Below are 15550 nucleotides of genomic sequence, written 5' to 3'. Positions count from 1 at the left end.
TACCATGAAGCATGAAGAAACGACTTTTTATACCTTTAATTTTTATTTTTAGTCTCTCAAACTTTGCTCAAAAAAATAAAATGACTTTGAATAAAGATCAACTTATTATTCAAGCGAATACAATTTTGGCTACTAAATATCCAAACTTTCGTTTCAATGCTTCATTGTATGAAATTTCTGCATGGAGAAATTCTCAAAAGATGGTTGTTTACTATAAACGAATTATCAAATTTGTTCCTCTTGGTAACAAAGAACAAGACTTAACATATGACTTTGAAGTAAATCTAACTTCTAAAAGTGTTGCTCCTTTTGACTTTTTTGGTGCAGAAAAATTATATCATCCAAACAAAGAAGATCAAAAGAAAATTGATTTTGTGGTAAAAGCTTTCAATTTACCACACTCTGGATTTGACACTAAAATTGTAGAAGAACCAACTATGTATGCTATTTATTTAGATAATGAAGTAGCTTTTGGTCAATATTACATTGATAAAACTACAGGTAAAGAGTGTTTAGAATCTATTGAAGGAAGCTATGCACCAATACCTGATGATATGAAATTACTAGATAAAGACCCTTTAATTGAGATTAAAGAATAGCGCCATCATCTTTTTGTTTGTAATTATTTAATTAGCTGATTTTATCACAGAAAAGCTAATGAAATGAAAAAGACAGACAAATCAAAACACAATATTTGTATTGCCGCTATCAAACGAAGCACCATTAAACCTTACGATTATAAGTTTACTAAATTTTATGAATCTAATGAAGAATTCGCTTATTCAGGCATGGATATTAATTTGAAAGAAAATGAGTTAATTATTTGTTCAACAGTTGTGAATGCAAACAATTATAGTATTTTAACAACTCAACAATTAATTACAAATAAAAATAACGTGTTAATCAGTGGTCAACTCAAAAATTCAAAACATAAAAAATCGGGAATGTTTAAATCAATAAAAGATGACTTTGTCTTCGGTTCTATTACTCTTGAAAATGGTTCAGATGTAGAATATTTTATTGAAACAGGAAAAGCTGCTATGATTATGGTTAACGGAATTAAAACATTGATTAATATCCAGTAAAAAAACACACTTTCTAAAACAAATAAAACCTTTGTTTTTTACTAAAACATACTTTTTTCTTACCAAATTTTTACTGCATTCTCATCTTAACTTTGTACAGTAATATAAAATAAAGGCTTACCTCAACAATTTTAAAATGATCGCTGTAAGTCTTTGGATATTGCAAAATATCCTAAAACAAATTTAATAGTAAGAAAAATGATAAATAACAATGCACTCGCACAAGCTCGTGCGCTCACTTTACCTTCACGTGAAGCTATGCTAAAACGTGATGCATCTGTTTCAGAGTTTTGGAATAACAATAGAAAGTTACTTGAAGATGCTTGGGTAGCATGGGAAATCGAAAATAAAGATAATCTATTAGTCCCTGACGAAACATTACTTGACCCTAAATTAAGAAAGGTAATTAATGATGCTTGGGAAAACCCAGAAAAGGAAAATGCAGTTACCGATTTATGGGAAGAAATTATTCCTGGAGTTTATACCGTTCAGTTTTTTGATGTTGAGCGTTTAGCAGAATTTCGTAATTATTTAGAAGCAGTTGTGAATTCACAAATTCCCGCGCGTCCTCCATACGGAATTCAATTAAACCGTTACGGAATTATGCTTGATCAGCGTTCAGATGGTCATCTTGCTGCTCCTAATTTTCAAGCGTTTTATAATGAGATTATGGATCGTTACATGCGTCCGGTTGCTCGTTTGTTATTAGGAACTTATGGATATGACAACCAAACTTTTGGTTTTTCAATTCAATATAATCCTGATAAGGATAAAGATTTGCATCCGCATACTGATGCTTCGTCAGCAACATTAAATATCAATATTAATTTACCAGATGAAAAATTCACAGGTTCACAAGTAGATTTTCATGATAAATCTACAGGAAAAGTTGTACGTACTGTTTTCGAACCTGGCAAAGCCATAATTCACCGTGGTAATGTTCCACATGCTACACATCCAATCACAAGCGGACAACGTAATAATTTAGTTGTATGGTTGTATGGCGATCGTATGCAAATTCCTAGAGGAAATGCAAGTAGCTACGGTAATTTTGGAAATTCAGTATCAAATGATAATACACCAGAAAACATAACTGACGAACAACGTTGGAGTATACCAAAGACTCCAAAAGATACTTTTGCTCCTTTTTAAAAAGTTAAAAAGAATCATCAAATAATAAAAGCGGATTAATTATTTACATTCAAAATTAACGATACTCATAAACTGAATGCTTTTAATCCGCTTTCTTTTTGTTCTCAAATAGCATATTTGAGAAAATTATCCTTCGAAAAATTGTATCTTCAAGAAAAGTTAGACTTACAAAAATGCAAGAACTTTTAAGTTATATCCGTACAATTTCTCCTCTGAAAACTCAAACTTTATTAGAATTACAACAATGTTTTAAACCTTTATCACTTAAAAAAGGTGAACTCTTTGTTAAAGAAGGAGAATACGCACAACAAATCGGATTCTTAAAAACAGGAATTGTAAGAGCATTTTTCTTAAATGAAAAAGGAAAAGAATACACCAAACAGTTCTTTACAAAATCATCTATTATCGGCGCATATTCTTCTTTAATTACCAAACAACCAAATAAAATAGCTCAACAAGCTTTAACCGATTGTGAAATTTTAGTCGCGAACTTTAATGAAATTGAAAAATTGTATGTAAAGTTCCATGATTTAGAACGATTAGGTAGAAAAATAGCCGAGTTTTACTTTTTAGAAAAAGAACAAAAGGAGATAGAAATGGCTTTATTAGATGGAAAAAAAAGATATGTATTAATGCGTAAAAAATTTCCAACTATAGAAACTATTGTTCCACAATATCATATCACTTCATATTTAGGAATCTCAGCTACACAATTAAGTAGAATTCGAAGAAACTTAAGTAAACCTTAATTTTTTTACATATGTAAATGCAACAAAACTAGAATGTAGTGAAATTTGAATCTGTTCAAAAATTTTTTCACATGAATCGCATTTTATATCTTTTACTGCTATAAGCATTTTTTCAGTCTTTTTAGGAAGTCAAATTACTGAAGGTTGTCTATTGATTACTTATTGGAAAACTTTGCCTAAAACGGATTTTTATGAGTATTACGCCAAGTTCGGACCAGTGATTAACAGTTTTTATACAATACTTACAATTGTAGCTGTGTGTATACCCATCACACTTAGTTTTTATTGTTATCGTAAAAAATCATCTGCTCTAAAAACAGCACTTACTTCGACATTTTTTTCACTTTTAGTTATCGTAGTTTTCTATGTATACTTTAAACCTACAAACACACAATTTTACGAAGCTGTTTTTAATAGCGATCAATTAAAAATTGTTTTACAAGATTGGGAAAATTGGCATTGGTTACGTGTATTTTTCGAATGTATGTCATTACTATTTCTCATTATTTCTTTCCATGTACTACAATATCAAAACAATACATCAAATATTTAACCCACCTAAAAATCCCCATAACTAAGTATTGACTCGGAAATACAACTACCATAGTTTTACGATTCAAACTTAATAATATGAGAAATCTATTTTACTTTATTTTAATTTGTTTTAGTCTTGTTGCTTGTACAAAAGACGATGACGGATCAGTAACTTTTAATTTCACTTATACTTTTAGTCCGAATTCAGCAGACGATTCAGAATCTATTTCTGCTGTTTTAGTTTACGATAAAGATGGAAATGATATTGGTGGATCTGAATTAGCTCTTCTCACAGGAATAAAATCTGGTGAAACCAAAAGTGTAGATGTAACAGTTGATCGCGGTGGAATTTTACAATTCTCTGGAGCAACAAAAGATGGTTTTAAAAGAGTTTTTACAGATACTGAAGTTACCGACGGTGCCAGTGTAAATTGGAATTCTGCTGAAAATGTTGCACGTGTAAATTCTGATGCAGGAAGCGATGGTGATAGTGGAAATACAGACAATTGTAGTACTTGGGTTGAAGAAACTGGAGCTTGTTTATCTGCAACTAGTAGTGGAGGAAATTCATTACCTGGGGTTCGTAAACGTTGGTGTAAAGAAGATTTAGGAAATGGTAGTTTTAAATATACCGTGATTTTTGAACCTATTAACGGAGGAATTGATGAAGGTTTTGCATTTTATCAACGTGTAAGAATTGTAACAGAATGGGAAACATTCGAATTAACTCCTGCTCAATTTAATAGCCAAGGCGGATTTACATCTTCTCACAATTCTAATGTAGATGCAGATTCTTTAACGTTTTTTATTGAGTGTGTACAATAATTTTATCTTACATAACACATGATATTAAGTGCAAAACATTAAGTTTTGCACTTTTTTCTTATTAAAACGCTACGTTTTTATCGTTTAACCAAAAAAAACATCCATTCTCTTTTAGCAAAAAAGAGAGTTTAAAAAGTTAAAGTTTGCTATTAGTACACAGAAAATTTAAAAAAACATAGTAACATTTTTTTCTCCCGTGAAACGTCTAAATATAATGGAGAAAAAAAGATCCGAACACTCCCGAAAACAAAGTAGGACATATTAAAAAAACAAAATGAAAAAAAATTTAAAAAACTTGCTACTTAGTTTAACCGCAATGGCCTTCCTATTTACAAGTTGCTCCGACGAAGATTCTTCAAATGAATTAAATAATGAAAATTTAAAAACTAACAACATACAATCAAAAACACCTCTAGTACAACAAAACAATAATACTGTACTTTACGATAATTTACCTTTTAAAGACTCAAATGTGTTCTCTGAATTCGTAGTACAAGGAAATAAATGGAATAAAAATAATCTTACTTATTATTACGATAACGGAACTGCAGACATAGTGAATGACCTAGAAAAAAATGCTATAAGAGAAGCTTTTGATTTGTGGGCTGCTGTTACACCTCTTACATTCACAGAAGTGTACGGAACTAACGCTGATATAATTATTCATTTTGGAGAACGTGAACATGGAGATGGTTATCCTTTTGACGGTGTTGGGGGAGTATTAGCTCATGCTTTTTATCCACCTCCAAATTCCGGAAGTTTGGCAGGAGATATGCATTTTGATGATTCTGAAACATGGACTTTATCTCTTAGATCTTTACCTTCTAACCCAAGAGATTTGGTTACTGTAGCTGCACATGAAATCGGACATTCTTTAGGTTTAAGACATTCTGATGTTCCTGGAGCTTTAATGTACCCTTTTTATAATGGTTCACATAGGTTTTTAGATGACGACGACATTAATGGTATCCAATCAATTTATGGTTCAAATTTTAATTTGTCAGTTTGGACAAACAGTTTTACAACGAATACTAGATGGAATAACACTAACCGTGTAAGAACTTTAGCCGATGTAAATGGTGATGGAAAAGCTGATATTGTTGGTTTTGGTGATGCCAGTGTTTATGTAGCTTTATCTAATGGAAATGGTTTCAATACTGCTCAAACTTGGACAAATAGTTTCACAACAAACTCTGGTTGGAATAATACTAATCGTGTAAGAACTTTAGCTGATGTAAATGGTGATGGAAAAGCTGATATTGTTGGTTTTGGTGATGATAAAGTTTATGTAGCTGTATCTAATGGAAATAGATTCAATACTGCTCAAGCTTGGACGAATAGTTTCACAACGAATTCTGGTTGGAATAACACTAATCGTGTAAGAACTTTAGCGGATGTAAACGGTGATGGAAAAGCTGATATTGTTGGTTTCGGAGATGATAAAGTTTATGTAGCTTTATCTAACGGAAATGGATTCAATACTGCTCAAGCTTGGACGAATAGTTTCACAACAAACTCTGGTTGGAATAATAGTAATCGTGTAAGAACTTTAGCGGATGTGAATGGTGATGGAAAAGCTGATATTGTTGGTTTCGGTGATGATAAAGTTTATGTAGCTGTATCTAATGGAAATAGATTCAATACTGCTCAAGCTTGGACGAATAGTTTCACAACGAACTCTGGTTGGAATAATATTAACCGTGTAAGAACTTTAGCCGATGTAGATGGTAATGGGGAAGCTGATATTGTCGGTTTTGGTGATGATAAAGTTTATATAACACGATCTAAAGGAAGGAGCTTTAGTACTCCTCAAGATTGGACAAATAGTTTCACAACAAATTCTGGTTGGAATAATATTAGCCGTGTAAGAACTTTGGCCGATGTAAATGGTGATGGGAAAGCTGATATTGTCGGTTTTGGTGATGCCAGTGTTTACGTTTTAATAAATACATATCCTTTTTAATTAAAAATTGAAAGTTACATTTGCTAACGATATTTGTAATATCTCATTAAGTGCAAAACATTAAGTTTTGCACTTTTCTTTTATATTCGTTTTTAATATGAAAATAATGATCTTCGGAGCTACAGGCACAGGAAAAACTACACTTGCAGCTGAATTTGCCAAAAGAACTGGATTTACACATCTTGATTCGGATGATTATTATTGGAGAAAAACCAATCCTCCTTTTCAAGAAAAAGTACCAATACTTGAGCGAAACCAAAATATAAAAGTAGATTTTCATCAGTTTGAAAATGTTATTATCAGTGGTTCTATGATAAGTTGGGATGAATCGTGGAAAAAAGCTTTTAATTTGGTTGTTTTTTAACCTTAGAAAACTCAGAAAGGTTAGCACGATTAAAAGAACGAGAAGTAGAACGTTATGGTGATAAATTATTAACTGATAACATAATTAAACAAACTTCTAAGGAATTTTTGATTTGGGCAAACCAATATGAAAACCTTAATTTTAATGAAACTACAAAACAAACTCATATCAATTGGTTACAAGAAGTCGATGGTAAAATACTCGAACTAAACGGAGCCGATGCACTTCACCAAAATGTACAAGCTATCATTAATGAAATTTAGCTTACAAAAAGCAACGCTTAACACCTTTCTTTTTTGCTTAACTCTTTTTTATTCGCTACATTTAACTCTGAAAAAGTTAAAGAAATAAATCAATACTCTTATTCCAATACATTTTCTTAAAATTAAATTAAAAATAGAATTCGAATTGCTTATATACAGCTAAGTAGTAAAATATATTTACTATTGGTTAAGCTATATGGAATTATACGTAAGCTGACAAAAACTAAGCACAAATGAAATACGGATATACAATAATTTATGTTGAGGACGTAAAAGAAACCATTGAATTTTATGAAAAGGTATTTGGATTTCAGCAGAAGTTTGTAACACCTGAAAATGATTATGGAGAATTGATTTCGGGAGAAACAACAATTGCTTTTGCTTCAGTTGAATTAGGGAATTCCAATTTCAAAAAAGGATTTGTAAAAACGAACAGAACTGAAAAACCATTCGGTGTGGAAATGGTATTCGTTACTGAAAATATTGAATCGGATTTTAAAAAAGCACTAGAAATGGGAGCGATTGAATTTGAAGCATTGACTGAAAAACCTTGGGGACAAAAAGTAGGTTATGTAAGAGACAATAACGGATTTTTAATTGAAATATGTACACCAATTAAAACGGAATAAAAATAAAAATATAAAAACACCTGAATTGAATACCGAAAAAATCAAAACAGTTCTTTGTATTCCAGGTAATTGGAATAGTAGAGAGGAAATAGTTAATTCTATCGCTAAAGAGAATTTAAATCAATTTATTTTTGCTGGTATGGTTTTACTGAACCTCAAAACTAATAAAGGATTTGAATTAGAAATTTGTGAAAGAGATGAAAGAATGAAAACATCTTTCAAATATGCTGGAATGATAAATCAACTATCAGAAGAATATTTAGATGAAATAGACCAACATAACTTTGTCATTTATTTATCAGGAGAAACTGGAAATTTAGAAAGTGCGAAAGAAATTGCAGAAGCAGGAAAAGCTATTTTAAAATCTGGAGGAACTGGAATAAAAGTTGAATCTGCAGGTAAAGCATTTAACAAAAAACATTGGATAGATTTATTAACAAATTATGAAGAGTCAAATCTCTATGAAATGTTTGTTTTAGACGCTATAGCTAATAAAAATGGAAACATATATTCTTGTGGAATGCATAATTTAGGATTAAAGGATACAATAATTATTGGAGAAGAATTTGACAATGCAATTACACTAATGAAAACTTTTAATTATTTCAATTTAATGGACAAGCCAGAACTTAAAGAAAATGACACGTTTTCGCCAAGAGAAGACTGGCCGAGTTTTATAATAACTGAAGAAAAGAACCAACCATATGGTGGAAACGAACTTTTTGAAAATAAGTTCGGAATGTGGAGTTTAGAAAAAGCCAGCAGGTAATACGGTGTATAAAACATAACTAAAAATGCTAAGCTGATAAGTTTGTGCATATTTAGAAAGGTCGTCAAATCGTTGATTTAGCTTTTAAAAATGAATAAATTAAAAATAAAATGTTTTGGCTCAGTGCAAACTTGAGAATTTATTACTCTCTATTGCCCTACATGCCATATATAAACCCGTTATTAAACAATTATAAATCTATGTTAAAGAAATTATTTAAAAACAAAAGTTTCCACCAATTATGAAAAAAATACTTCAAATAACAATCTTTCTATTTTCAATCGGAATTTTTGCTTGTACTTGTGAAGACCCGAATGTTACCGAAAAGTTTATCGAATCTGATTTTGTTGCAAAAGCTAGAATTGTAAAAAACTATAAAAACGAAAGTTCAAAAGAACTTTACAAAGCTGATATTGTAATTAGTGAACTATTCAAAGGAAATGAATTAAAATCCATCTATATTGCTGGAAGAAGTGATGGAGGAATTGGAAGTTCTTGTGCCATTTTTATTCCCGAGAATACTGAATTAATAGTCTATGCTCGAAAAAACAAAGATGGAAAATATAGTGTTGGAATGTGTTCTGGCTTACTATATCTAAACAAACGGAACTTAAAAAGACAAAAAAGAGAGTTAGATATTTTAAAAATGTTTAAATCCAAGAATATTGATTTTACTAATAAAATAAATTATAGAGAAAAAGCAAAACTTCACAAAGATTTAGAACAATTTAAAGGAATTGAACTTGAAAAAAGTTATGGTATTTATGAAATAACTTTTGAATCTGATTTAACTATTAGCAATGTTACAGAAATTAGTGGTTTTGGAAATCTAGTTGATCAAAAACTAATAAAAATTATAAAAAATACCGAATGGTCGAGTTTCGATAAAGGAATTAAAGACAAAGTACCTGATAACAGTAAATTATTAATCGGAATTTATTTTTATCCGAAAGAAAAAGGAAATCCAAGTTTTTTGAGTCAATATTATCACTAAATAACTAGTTGTAACACGGTATATAAAAATAACGGTTTGAGTGATAAAACGAAAAGTTTGTAATTAAAAATCCACTACTAATCACACACTTGGCCGTTCAACCTAATTAAAGTTAAAATGAAAATTAATAGATTAAAAAAAGTTATAATTTTTACATTTCTATTTAGTTTAGTTCTTATAATTTTTGACTTATATTTTTTACGAGGATTCACTTCTTCATATTATATCTACGAAAGGAAAGTTGATATTAAAAAAACAAAATTTCTAATCGAAAAAAAAGAAAATGGAATTTATAGTTTTACTTTTAAAAACAACTCGATTATACCCAAATATTTCTTGTTTTATAGAGAAGGAAAAGTGTTTTTAAATGGTTTAGATACTATTTTCTTTTATGGAAATAGAGCTAGAGTTATTAATAAAAAAAACACCTTTAAAATTAACTTAATGTTTGGATGTGGAAATGGTTTAGGACTGTCTTCAATTAATCCTTATGAAAAGTTCCAGAAGTATTATAGTTATGAGGAAATTTTAAATGAACTAAGCCATTTAAGAATGATAAGTGATGATCAAAATAAAGATTTACTTTATGGTGAAAACTTATTTTCAAATGAAGAAAAAATGATTTTAAATCCGAAAAGTAAATTGAATAAAAAAGACTCTCTAGAAGTTCAATTTTATTACGGTTTATATTCAGTTGGAGAAAATAAACAATACCCTGTTAAATCTAATTCAATAAAAATTGGGTATCTAGACTTAATTGAAAATTATATTGAAAAAGAACTAAAATATCGAAATGAATATAACTAATTACGACACTATATAAACAAATCAAAATGTCAGATTTTATTTTAAAGTTTTGGCCCGAAGAAAATATTCAAACCGATAAAACTGAAAAAATTAAAAATCAGTTTAAAGAAAAATTAATTATTGGAGAAGAATCTGATTTTTTTGGTAAACCTGCATTTAAAGGAGGAGATAAACTAAGTGAGTATTTTGAGCCTAAATGGGAGTCAGCACCAAAATATTTCTCTACTTTATTCTTAACAATATCTAAATCGGATTATGGAGTTGAACAGGGTACTGAAGATTTTGAATATATTGAAAGGAAAAATGTTATTTCTTTGTTAGGAGCTGATGGAACTGTGGAAAGTTGGACAGAAATGTGTTCTAAACTTGAAAAAATAACTGGTGATAAATACAAAGGAAACTGGGAATTATTGTAAAAACTAGCTACAGCAAAATTTATAAAACCACACCTAAAATGCATAATCGTAGGTTTGGTATATTTAATTCTTAAAAAGAAAAACAAATTAAAAAATACTACTTGAAAAAAAATATTTACTTAATAATTACAATTCTAATTTTATGTTCTTGTAAAAACAGTAACATAAATGACTCTACATACAAAAACTCAGAATACATATTTTATAAAAAAAATGGACAATTAGGTTATTGGCAAAAAGTAGTTAATAACTCAGACTTCAAATATGAAAAAGGCCTAATTAATGTTTTTTTTGATAATGGTAATCCATTTGCAGAAATAGAAATCTTAGATGGTTTACCGAATAGAATTGAGAAATTCTTTGATAAGGAAACAACTAAACTAATAAAAACTGTCTGGATTAAAAACAACGAAGAATACAACAGAACATACGAGAATGGTTATTACAAACATTTTCGTTCAGCAAAAGGAAAAATAATTATCGAAGAAGGTTTAGTTGAAAAAAAATTACAACAAGGCTTATGGAAAAGATATTGGTACAAAAGTGGAAATATTAGGGAAACTGTCCATTTTAAAAACGGAAAACTTCACGGTGAAAGAAAATTTTATTGGGAAAATGGGAATTTAAAGTCCTCAGCTAACTGGGTTTTGGGCAAACAATCTGGACGAGGATTATTTTATTATGAAAATGGAAATTTAGAAGAGTCAAATTATAGATTCAATGAAAAACTTCACGGAGAATATAAAACTTATTATGATGATAAAACATTAAAAACACATTGTAATTATTGGAATAACCAAACTTTAGACACTTGTAGAACTTATTATCCCAATGGAATTTTAAAAAAAATAGAATTATATAAGTTAGATACAATTAATCTTACTTCATATGGCAAAGTTTATTTTTATTATGAGAATGGAAATCTTAAACTGGAAACTGAAGTGAAAGATTACAAACCAGATGGAATATCAAAATATTATGATGAAGAAGGAAAGTTAATCAAAATTATGACTTTTGAAAAAGGTGTGAAAATAGACTCTAAATCAAAATAAACTACACATAACAATAGCTATAATTAATACGGATTTGATATTTAAAGAAAAAATAATTTTAAGCTTCATAATATTAATTCAAGTTACTTCTTTTTATGCTCAAACTAATTTTTTTGTTTTAGCAAAAAACGGTTTGAATGTTAGACTTGACTCTAACTTAAACTCAAAGAAAATAGGAAAGTTTAATTACGCAGAAAAAATAAAATTATTAGAAATAACAGATAAGTATTTTGAAGTAAAGGATAATGGAAAAATTATAAAAGGACAATGGTATAAAGTAACAGGAAAATCTAATACCAAAGAAATTATTACAGGTTATGTTTTTAGTGTTTTTTTAACTAAACCTAAACAAAAAGATATCTTTGAGTTTATTCTTTATGATGATAACTACGACAATTTTTATTTCACAGCAAAAAAAGAAAAAAGTACATCTAGTTTTATTACAAATGGTGAAGAAATAAATTTCTTAAGAGGTGATATTATTGAAATAGAATGGGAAGAAGTAATAATTAAAAGCGCCGGAGACGAAGGTGTAAAAGAATTAAATAATCGATTACTTAAAGTTAAAAAAATTAAAAACGGCATTGTTTCAAACTTCCGAAAGAATTATAAGAAAAAAATTAAATATTATTACACAGATAATTATTCGCAATGGTACTTGGATTATATCTATTTAAATATTGAATATTATATAGCTAATTCAAAAAATAAGTTAATTAGAGACTTCATCAAGAAAAAGGAACAATTAGAATATTCAATAGAAAATAGACGTAGAAATGGTATAAACTATTTGGTCATTGGAATAAGTCATACATCTGAATTTAAGACATCATATTTACAATGGTTGTATTATAATGAGAAGAATAAAAAATTATACGAATACAATCTGTCAAATGATAAATTGATTGAATTTAAATACTAAAAAATGTGCATTAATAGTGAAAAATTAACGTTTTGTACTTGTTCAGAAAAGCAAGTCAAGTCATCTGATAATTACGAATCTGAAATTTATTACACTTGGCTTCTTACTTCCTTTATAGGCTATAAAAAGTCTAAATTAATAGGTAAGATTTTAATGCCATCAAAAGATTTAGGAAAAGGATTAACATTACATAGAATTCTAGAAATGCTTAATGCTAACTTAAGCTATTTTGACTTTGATTATCATCCAAAGGAATTAGATTCTTTTCAAATTAGAAATAATTTAAAACACCCTTTTTATGAGTATTTTAGTGTTATTTATAAAGATGGTTTTTGGCAAGAAGGTAATAACCCAGCTTTTGTCTCTTTAACTAAAACCATAGCAGAAGGGAAAATTTTAAAAGAAGTTACTGAACCAGAAAAAACAAGTAATTGGATAGTATCTCAAAATAAACTTTCCATGAGCCAATTATTCGACAAACTATTATCCGAAAAAGATATTACAAATCAATGGCGATTCATTAATGCTTTGGTAAATAGATTTCCTAAAGAATCTTTTCAAAAAGCTTATAGTTTATGCAGATCCAACTCTAAAACTGATAAAATTTACGGATTTCGTTTAATGTATAAATTGTATGAATCTGAATATAATTTAGAGCAAGTAAAATCTTTTCTTCTTAAAAAAATAGCATCCGAAAATGACAAAGAGATTCTTGAAATTCTAATTTTCTCTTTAAAATCAAACCTATCTTTACTTAAAGATGAAGAAATAAAAAGTTTACTATCATTAAAAGAAAGAAGTGATTATTTTAAAATTGTACTAGCAGATGAGCTTATCAACTATAATCATGAACTTATTATTGATTTTTTTGTAGAACTATGCAGAGATAAAAATCTAGGTGTAAAGCAAAAAGCGATTATAAATTTAAGTTATAAAAACGATTTCAATACGCCAAAAGTTAGAAAAGTGTTATGGGAAAATGTAGAAAATCAAAATAAAGAGGTAAAACAACATTCTATTTATGGACTTGCCTTGCGAAAAGATCATAAAATAAGGTCAGTTTTAGAAAAAGAACTTCAACATCTTAACAATAGTAATTCTCTTATTTTAGATGCTATTGAAGAACTAGGAAATAAAAAAATGAAGCCGCTTTTAAAATCCAAATTAGAACAATTAAACGATGATGATAAATATCTTTCAGAATTACTGATAGAGGTAATTGAAAGTATGTAATAGACTTTTCAAATAATTAAAAAATGAACTACCACACTGAAGAAGAATTAATCGTTATTGAAGAGTTTAAATCGAATAAAGGAGAGCTTGTTATTTTTTATCGAAAAAATGGATCAATGATAAAAAAAAGCTCTTCTTTCTCCTCTACATTTTCTAAACTAATTCGTAAAGGAGTAATACAACAAGTAGCTTCAGGAGATTTTGGATGGGTAAAATATCACTTAAAAGAAATGAATAAAAAATCAGTTGTTTAAATTCATTACATATTTTACAACTGATTTTTTATTTACTAACTTTAGTAATTAAACCAGACTCCTAATAAAACCGAACTATGAGTACTCACGCTGATAAAACACAAGAGTATAAAAAAAAATCAATTGTAAATAAAAAAGAAAGTAGCACGCCTACTTTTCAATTAAAAAACAATAGATCTGAAGCTAATACACAAAAAAAACAGCAGGAAAATGTTGATAATAGTGTACAAACTCAGCAAACTGCTCAAATGCAATCAATAGCAAACGATTATACTACAGATCAACAAACTACTATTCAAAAAAAAGAAAATAATACAGGTTTACCAGATAATTTAAAAACAGGAATGGAAAACCTATCTGGAATGTCACTCGATCATGTTAAGGTACATTACAATTCACCAAAACCTGCAACTGTTCAAGCACACGCATATGCTCAAGGAAGTGAAATTCATTTGGCTAGTGGTCAAGAAAAACACTTACCTCATGAGTTAGGTCATGTTGTACAACAAATGGAAGGTCGCGTAAAACCTACTACTAGTGTGAATGGTGTAGCTGTAAACGATAGTGCAAGTTTAGAAAACGAAGCCACTGTAATGGGAAACAAAGCATTAAGTAGCGAAAATACAAATACGATACAAACCAGATCGCTTAGTACAAACAACACTAAAAATAAACCTGTACAACAACAAGCGAAAGTTATTCAACGACAAATAATGAGTAACGCTACTTGGGAAGCAAATTGTATTAATAAAGTACCAAGTGCAATGATTACTGCCGATCTTATATTTGCGACGACAGCATTAGATGATTTTCATAAAAACCCATCAATAACAGATTTAGAAAAAATTATTAAATACACAACATCTTGGATAGAATGGCATAGAGCCGAATTACCATCTGGTTTAGATGAAGCACTTGATACAGTTGGTTTTTTAAAAACAACTGCCGAAATGGAAAAAAAAGCCATGGAAAAAGCTGCTACAAAAGCTACTACCATAAATGCGATTATTGGTGAGTTAACCGAAACAAGCGGTAAAGCAGGAGCAGATGAATTATTTGCGAAGTTTATGAAATACGGACAAAACCACTGGAAGTATGTTACAAAAGGTGCTGACGTTTTAGGTGGTGATAAAAGTGCTGCTTGCGGAAGTTTTGCTGCTGCTTTTAGTTCTTTATTGAAGTCTACAGATATTGATGAAAGTTCTAGAGTTATTTTAATCGAACAAAATTTTATTACTGGTAAACTACCTGCTACATTTATAGATCCTTCTTGTCCTGGAAACGTTAAAATTGGTGCTGGTAATTATGCAGATGAAAGAAAATTCTTTTTTAGCAAACACTGGATTGTACAAACTAAATTTGGTACATATGACCCAACAAATGGAACAGAAGCACCCGCATCTGTATGGCAAAAAGGGTTTAAAGAAACTGAAAAAGGAATTTGGAAAAACAGTAGTTATCAATTACAATTGACAGACAAAAACCATATGACTGGTGGTGGTTATGTATTAACCAAACTATAATTTTTTATAATATTAT

General features: G+C 29.2%; 18 protein-coding genes. All 18 read left to right on the top strand.

Annotated features, from left to right (window positions below; genetic code table 11):
- Window positions 1–80 precede the first annotated feature (80 nt).
- The 18 genes from Q1A46_RS06990 to Q1A46_RS06905 all read left to right on the top strand — a co-directional run bounded on the left by Q1A46_RS06990 (window position 81) and on the right by Q1A46_RS06905 (window position 15534).
- Complete coding sequence (locus Q1A46_RS06990; protein WP_299675830.1) at window positions 81–599, top strand: hypothetical protein; 519 nt, start codon at window positions 81–83, stop codon at window positions 597–599.
- Window positions 600–662: 63 nt separating this feature from the next.
- Window positions 663–1085, top strand: a complete 423-nt coding sequence (locus tag Q1A46_RS06985; RefSeq protein ID WP_299675827.1) for a hypothetical protein — start codon at window positions 663–665, stop codon at window positions 1083–1085.
- A gap of 198 nt (window positions 1086–1283) precedes the next feature.
- A complete protein-coding gene (locus Q1A46_RS06980) occupies window positions 1284–2237 on the top strand; it encodes a 2OG-Fe(II) oxygenase (protein ID WP_299675824.1) in 954 nt (317 codons plus the stop codon).
- Window positions 2238–2410: 173 nt separating this feature from the next.
- Window positions 2411–2986, top strand: a complete 576-nt coding sequence (locus Q1A46_RS06975; RefSeq protein ID WP_299675821.1) for a Crp/Fnr family transcriptional regulator — start codon at window positions 2411–2413, stop codon at window positions 2984–2986.
- Between the two features lie 630 nt (window positions 2987–3616).
- Window positions 3617–4345, top strand: coding sequence for a hypothetical protein (locus Q1A46_RS06970; protein ID WP_299675818.1), 729 nt, complete (start codon window positions 3617–3619; stop codon window positions 4343–4345).
- Between the two features lie 274 nt (window positions 4346–4619).
- The gene (locus Q1A46_RS06965) at window positions 4620–6308 is read left to right on the top strand and encodes a matrixin family metalloprotease (protein ID WP_299675815.1); all 1689 of its coding nucleotides are present in this window, start codon (window positions 4620–4622) and stop codon (window positions 6306–6308) included.
- Between the two features lie 97 nt (window positions 6309–6405).
- Entirely contained in the window at window positions 6406–6672 is a 267-nt protein-coding gene (locus Q1A46_RS06960; protein ID WP_299675812.1) for an AAA family ATPase, read from the top strand.
- 107 nt (window positions 6673–6779) lie between these two features.
- Complete coding sequence (locus tag Q1A46_RS06955; protein WP_299675810.1) at window positions 6780–6935, top strand: hypothetical protein; 156 nt, start codon at window positions 6780–6782, stop codon at window positions 6933–6935.
- Window positions 6936–7168: 233 nt separating this feature from the next.
- A complete protein-coding gene (locus tag Q1A46_RS06950) occupies window positions 7169–7564 on the top strand; it encodes a VOC family protein (protein ID WP_299675807.1) in 396 nt (131 codons plus the stop codon).
- Between the two features lie 25 nt (window positions 7565–7589).
- A complete protein-coding gene (locus tag Q1A46_RS06945; protein ID WP_299675803.1) occupies window positions 7590–8333 on the top strand; it encodes a hypothetical protein in 744 nt (247 codons plus the stop codon).
- A 241-nt stretch (window positions 8334–8574) separates the two neighbouring features.
- Complete coding sequence (locus tag Q1A46_RS06940) at window positions 8575–9327, top strand: hypothetical protein (protein ID WP_299675800.1); 753 nt, start codon at window positions 8575–8577, stop codon at window positions 9325–9327.
- 117 nt (window positions 9328–9444) lie between these two features.
- Window positions 9445–10134 (top strand): hypothetical protein, encoded by a 690-nt coding sequence (locus Q1A46_RS06935; protein WP_299675797.1) that lies wholly within the window; start codon window positions 9445–9447, stop codon window positions 10132–10134.
- Between the two features lie 26 nt (window positions 10135–10160).
- Window positions 10161–10550, top strand: coding sequence for a hypothetical protein (locus tag Q1A46_RS06930; RefSeq protein WP_299675794.1), 390 nt, complete (start codon window positions 10161–10163; stop codon window positions 10548–10550).
- 101 nt (window positions 10551–10651) lie between these two features.
- Entirely contained in the window at window positions 10652–11602 is a 951-nt protein-coding gene (locus Q1A46_RS06925) for a toxin-antitoxin system YwqK family antitoxin (RefSeq protein ID WP_299675791.1), read from the top strand.
- Between the two features lie 133 nt (window positions 11603–11735).
- A complete protein-coding gene (locus Q1A46_RS06920; RefSeq protein WP_299675788.1) occupies window positions 11736–12524 on the top strand; it encodes an SH3 domain-containing protein in 789 nt (262 codons plus the stop codon).
- A gap of 3 nt (window positions 12525–12527) precedes the next feature.
- Window positions 12528–13757 carry a hypothetical protein gene (locus Q1A46_RS06915; protein WP_299675785.1) on the top strand — a complete coding sequence of 410 codons (1230 nt, stop codon included), beginning with the start codon at window positions 12528–12530 and terminating at the stop codon, window positions 13755–13757.
- A 23-nt stretch (window positions 13758–13780) separates the two neighbouring features.
- Complete coding sequence (locus Q1A46_RS06910) at window positions 13781–14011, top strand: hypothetical protein (RefSeq protein ID WP_299675782.1); 231 nt, start codon at window positions 13781–13783, stop codon at window positions 14009–14011.
- A gap of 77 nt (window positions 14012–14088) precedes the next feature.
- Window positions 14089–15534: a DUF4157 domain-containing protein gene (locus Q1A46_RS06905; RefSeq protein WP_299675779.1), complete on the top strand. Its 1446-nt coding sequence runs from the start codon at window positions 14089–14091 to the stop codon at window positions 15532–15534.
- The last annotated feature ends 16 nt before the right edge of the window (window positions 15535–15550 follow it).

The organism is uncultured Tenacibaculum sp. (assembly GCF_947502995.1).
GTDB lineage: Bacteria > Bacteroidota > Bacteroidia > Flavobacteriales > Flavobacteriaceae > Polaribacter.
The sequence above is the reverse complement of the archived record's forward strand: the minus strand, read 5'-3'. Positions and strand labels throughout refer to the sequence as shown.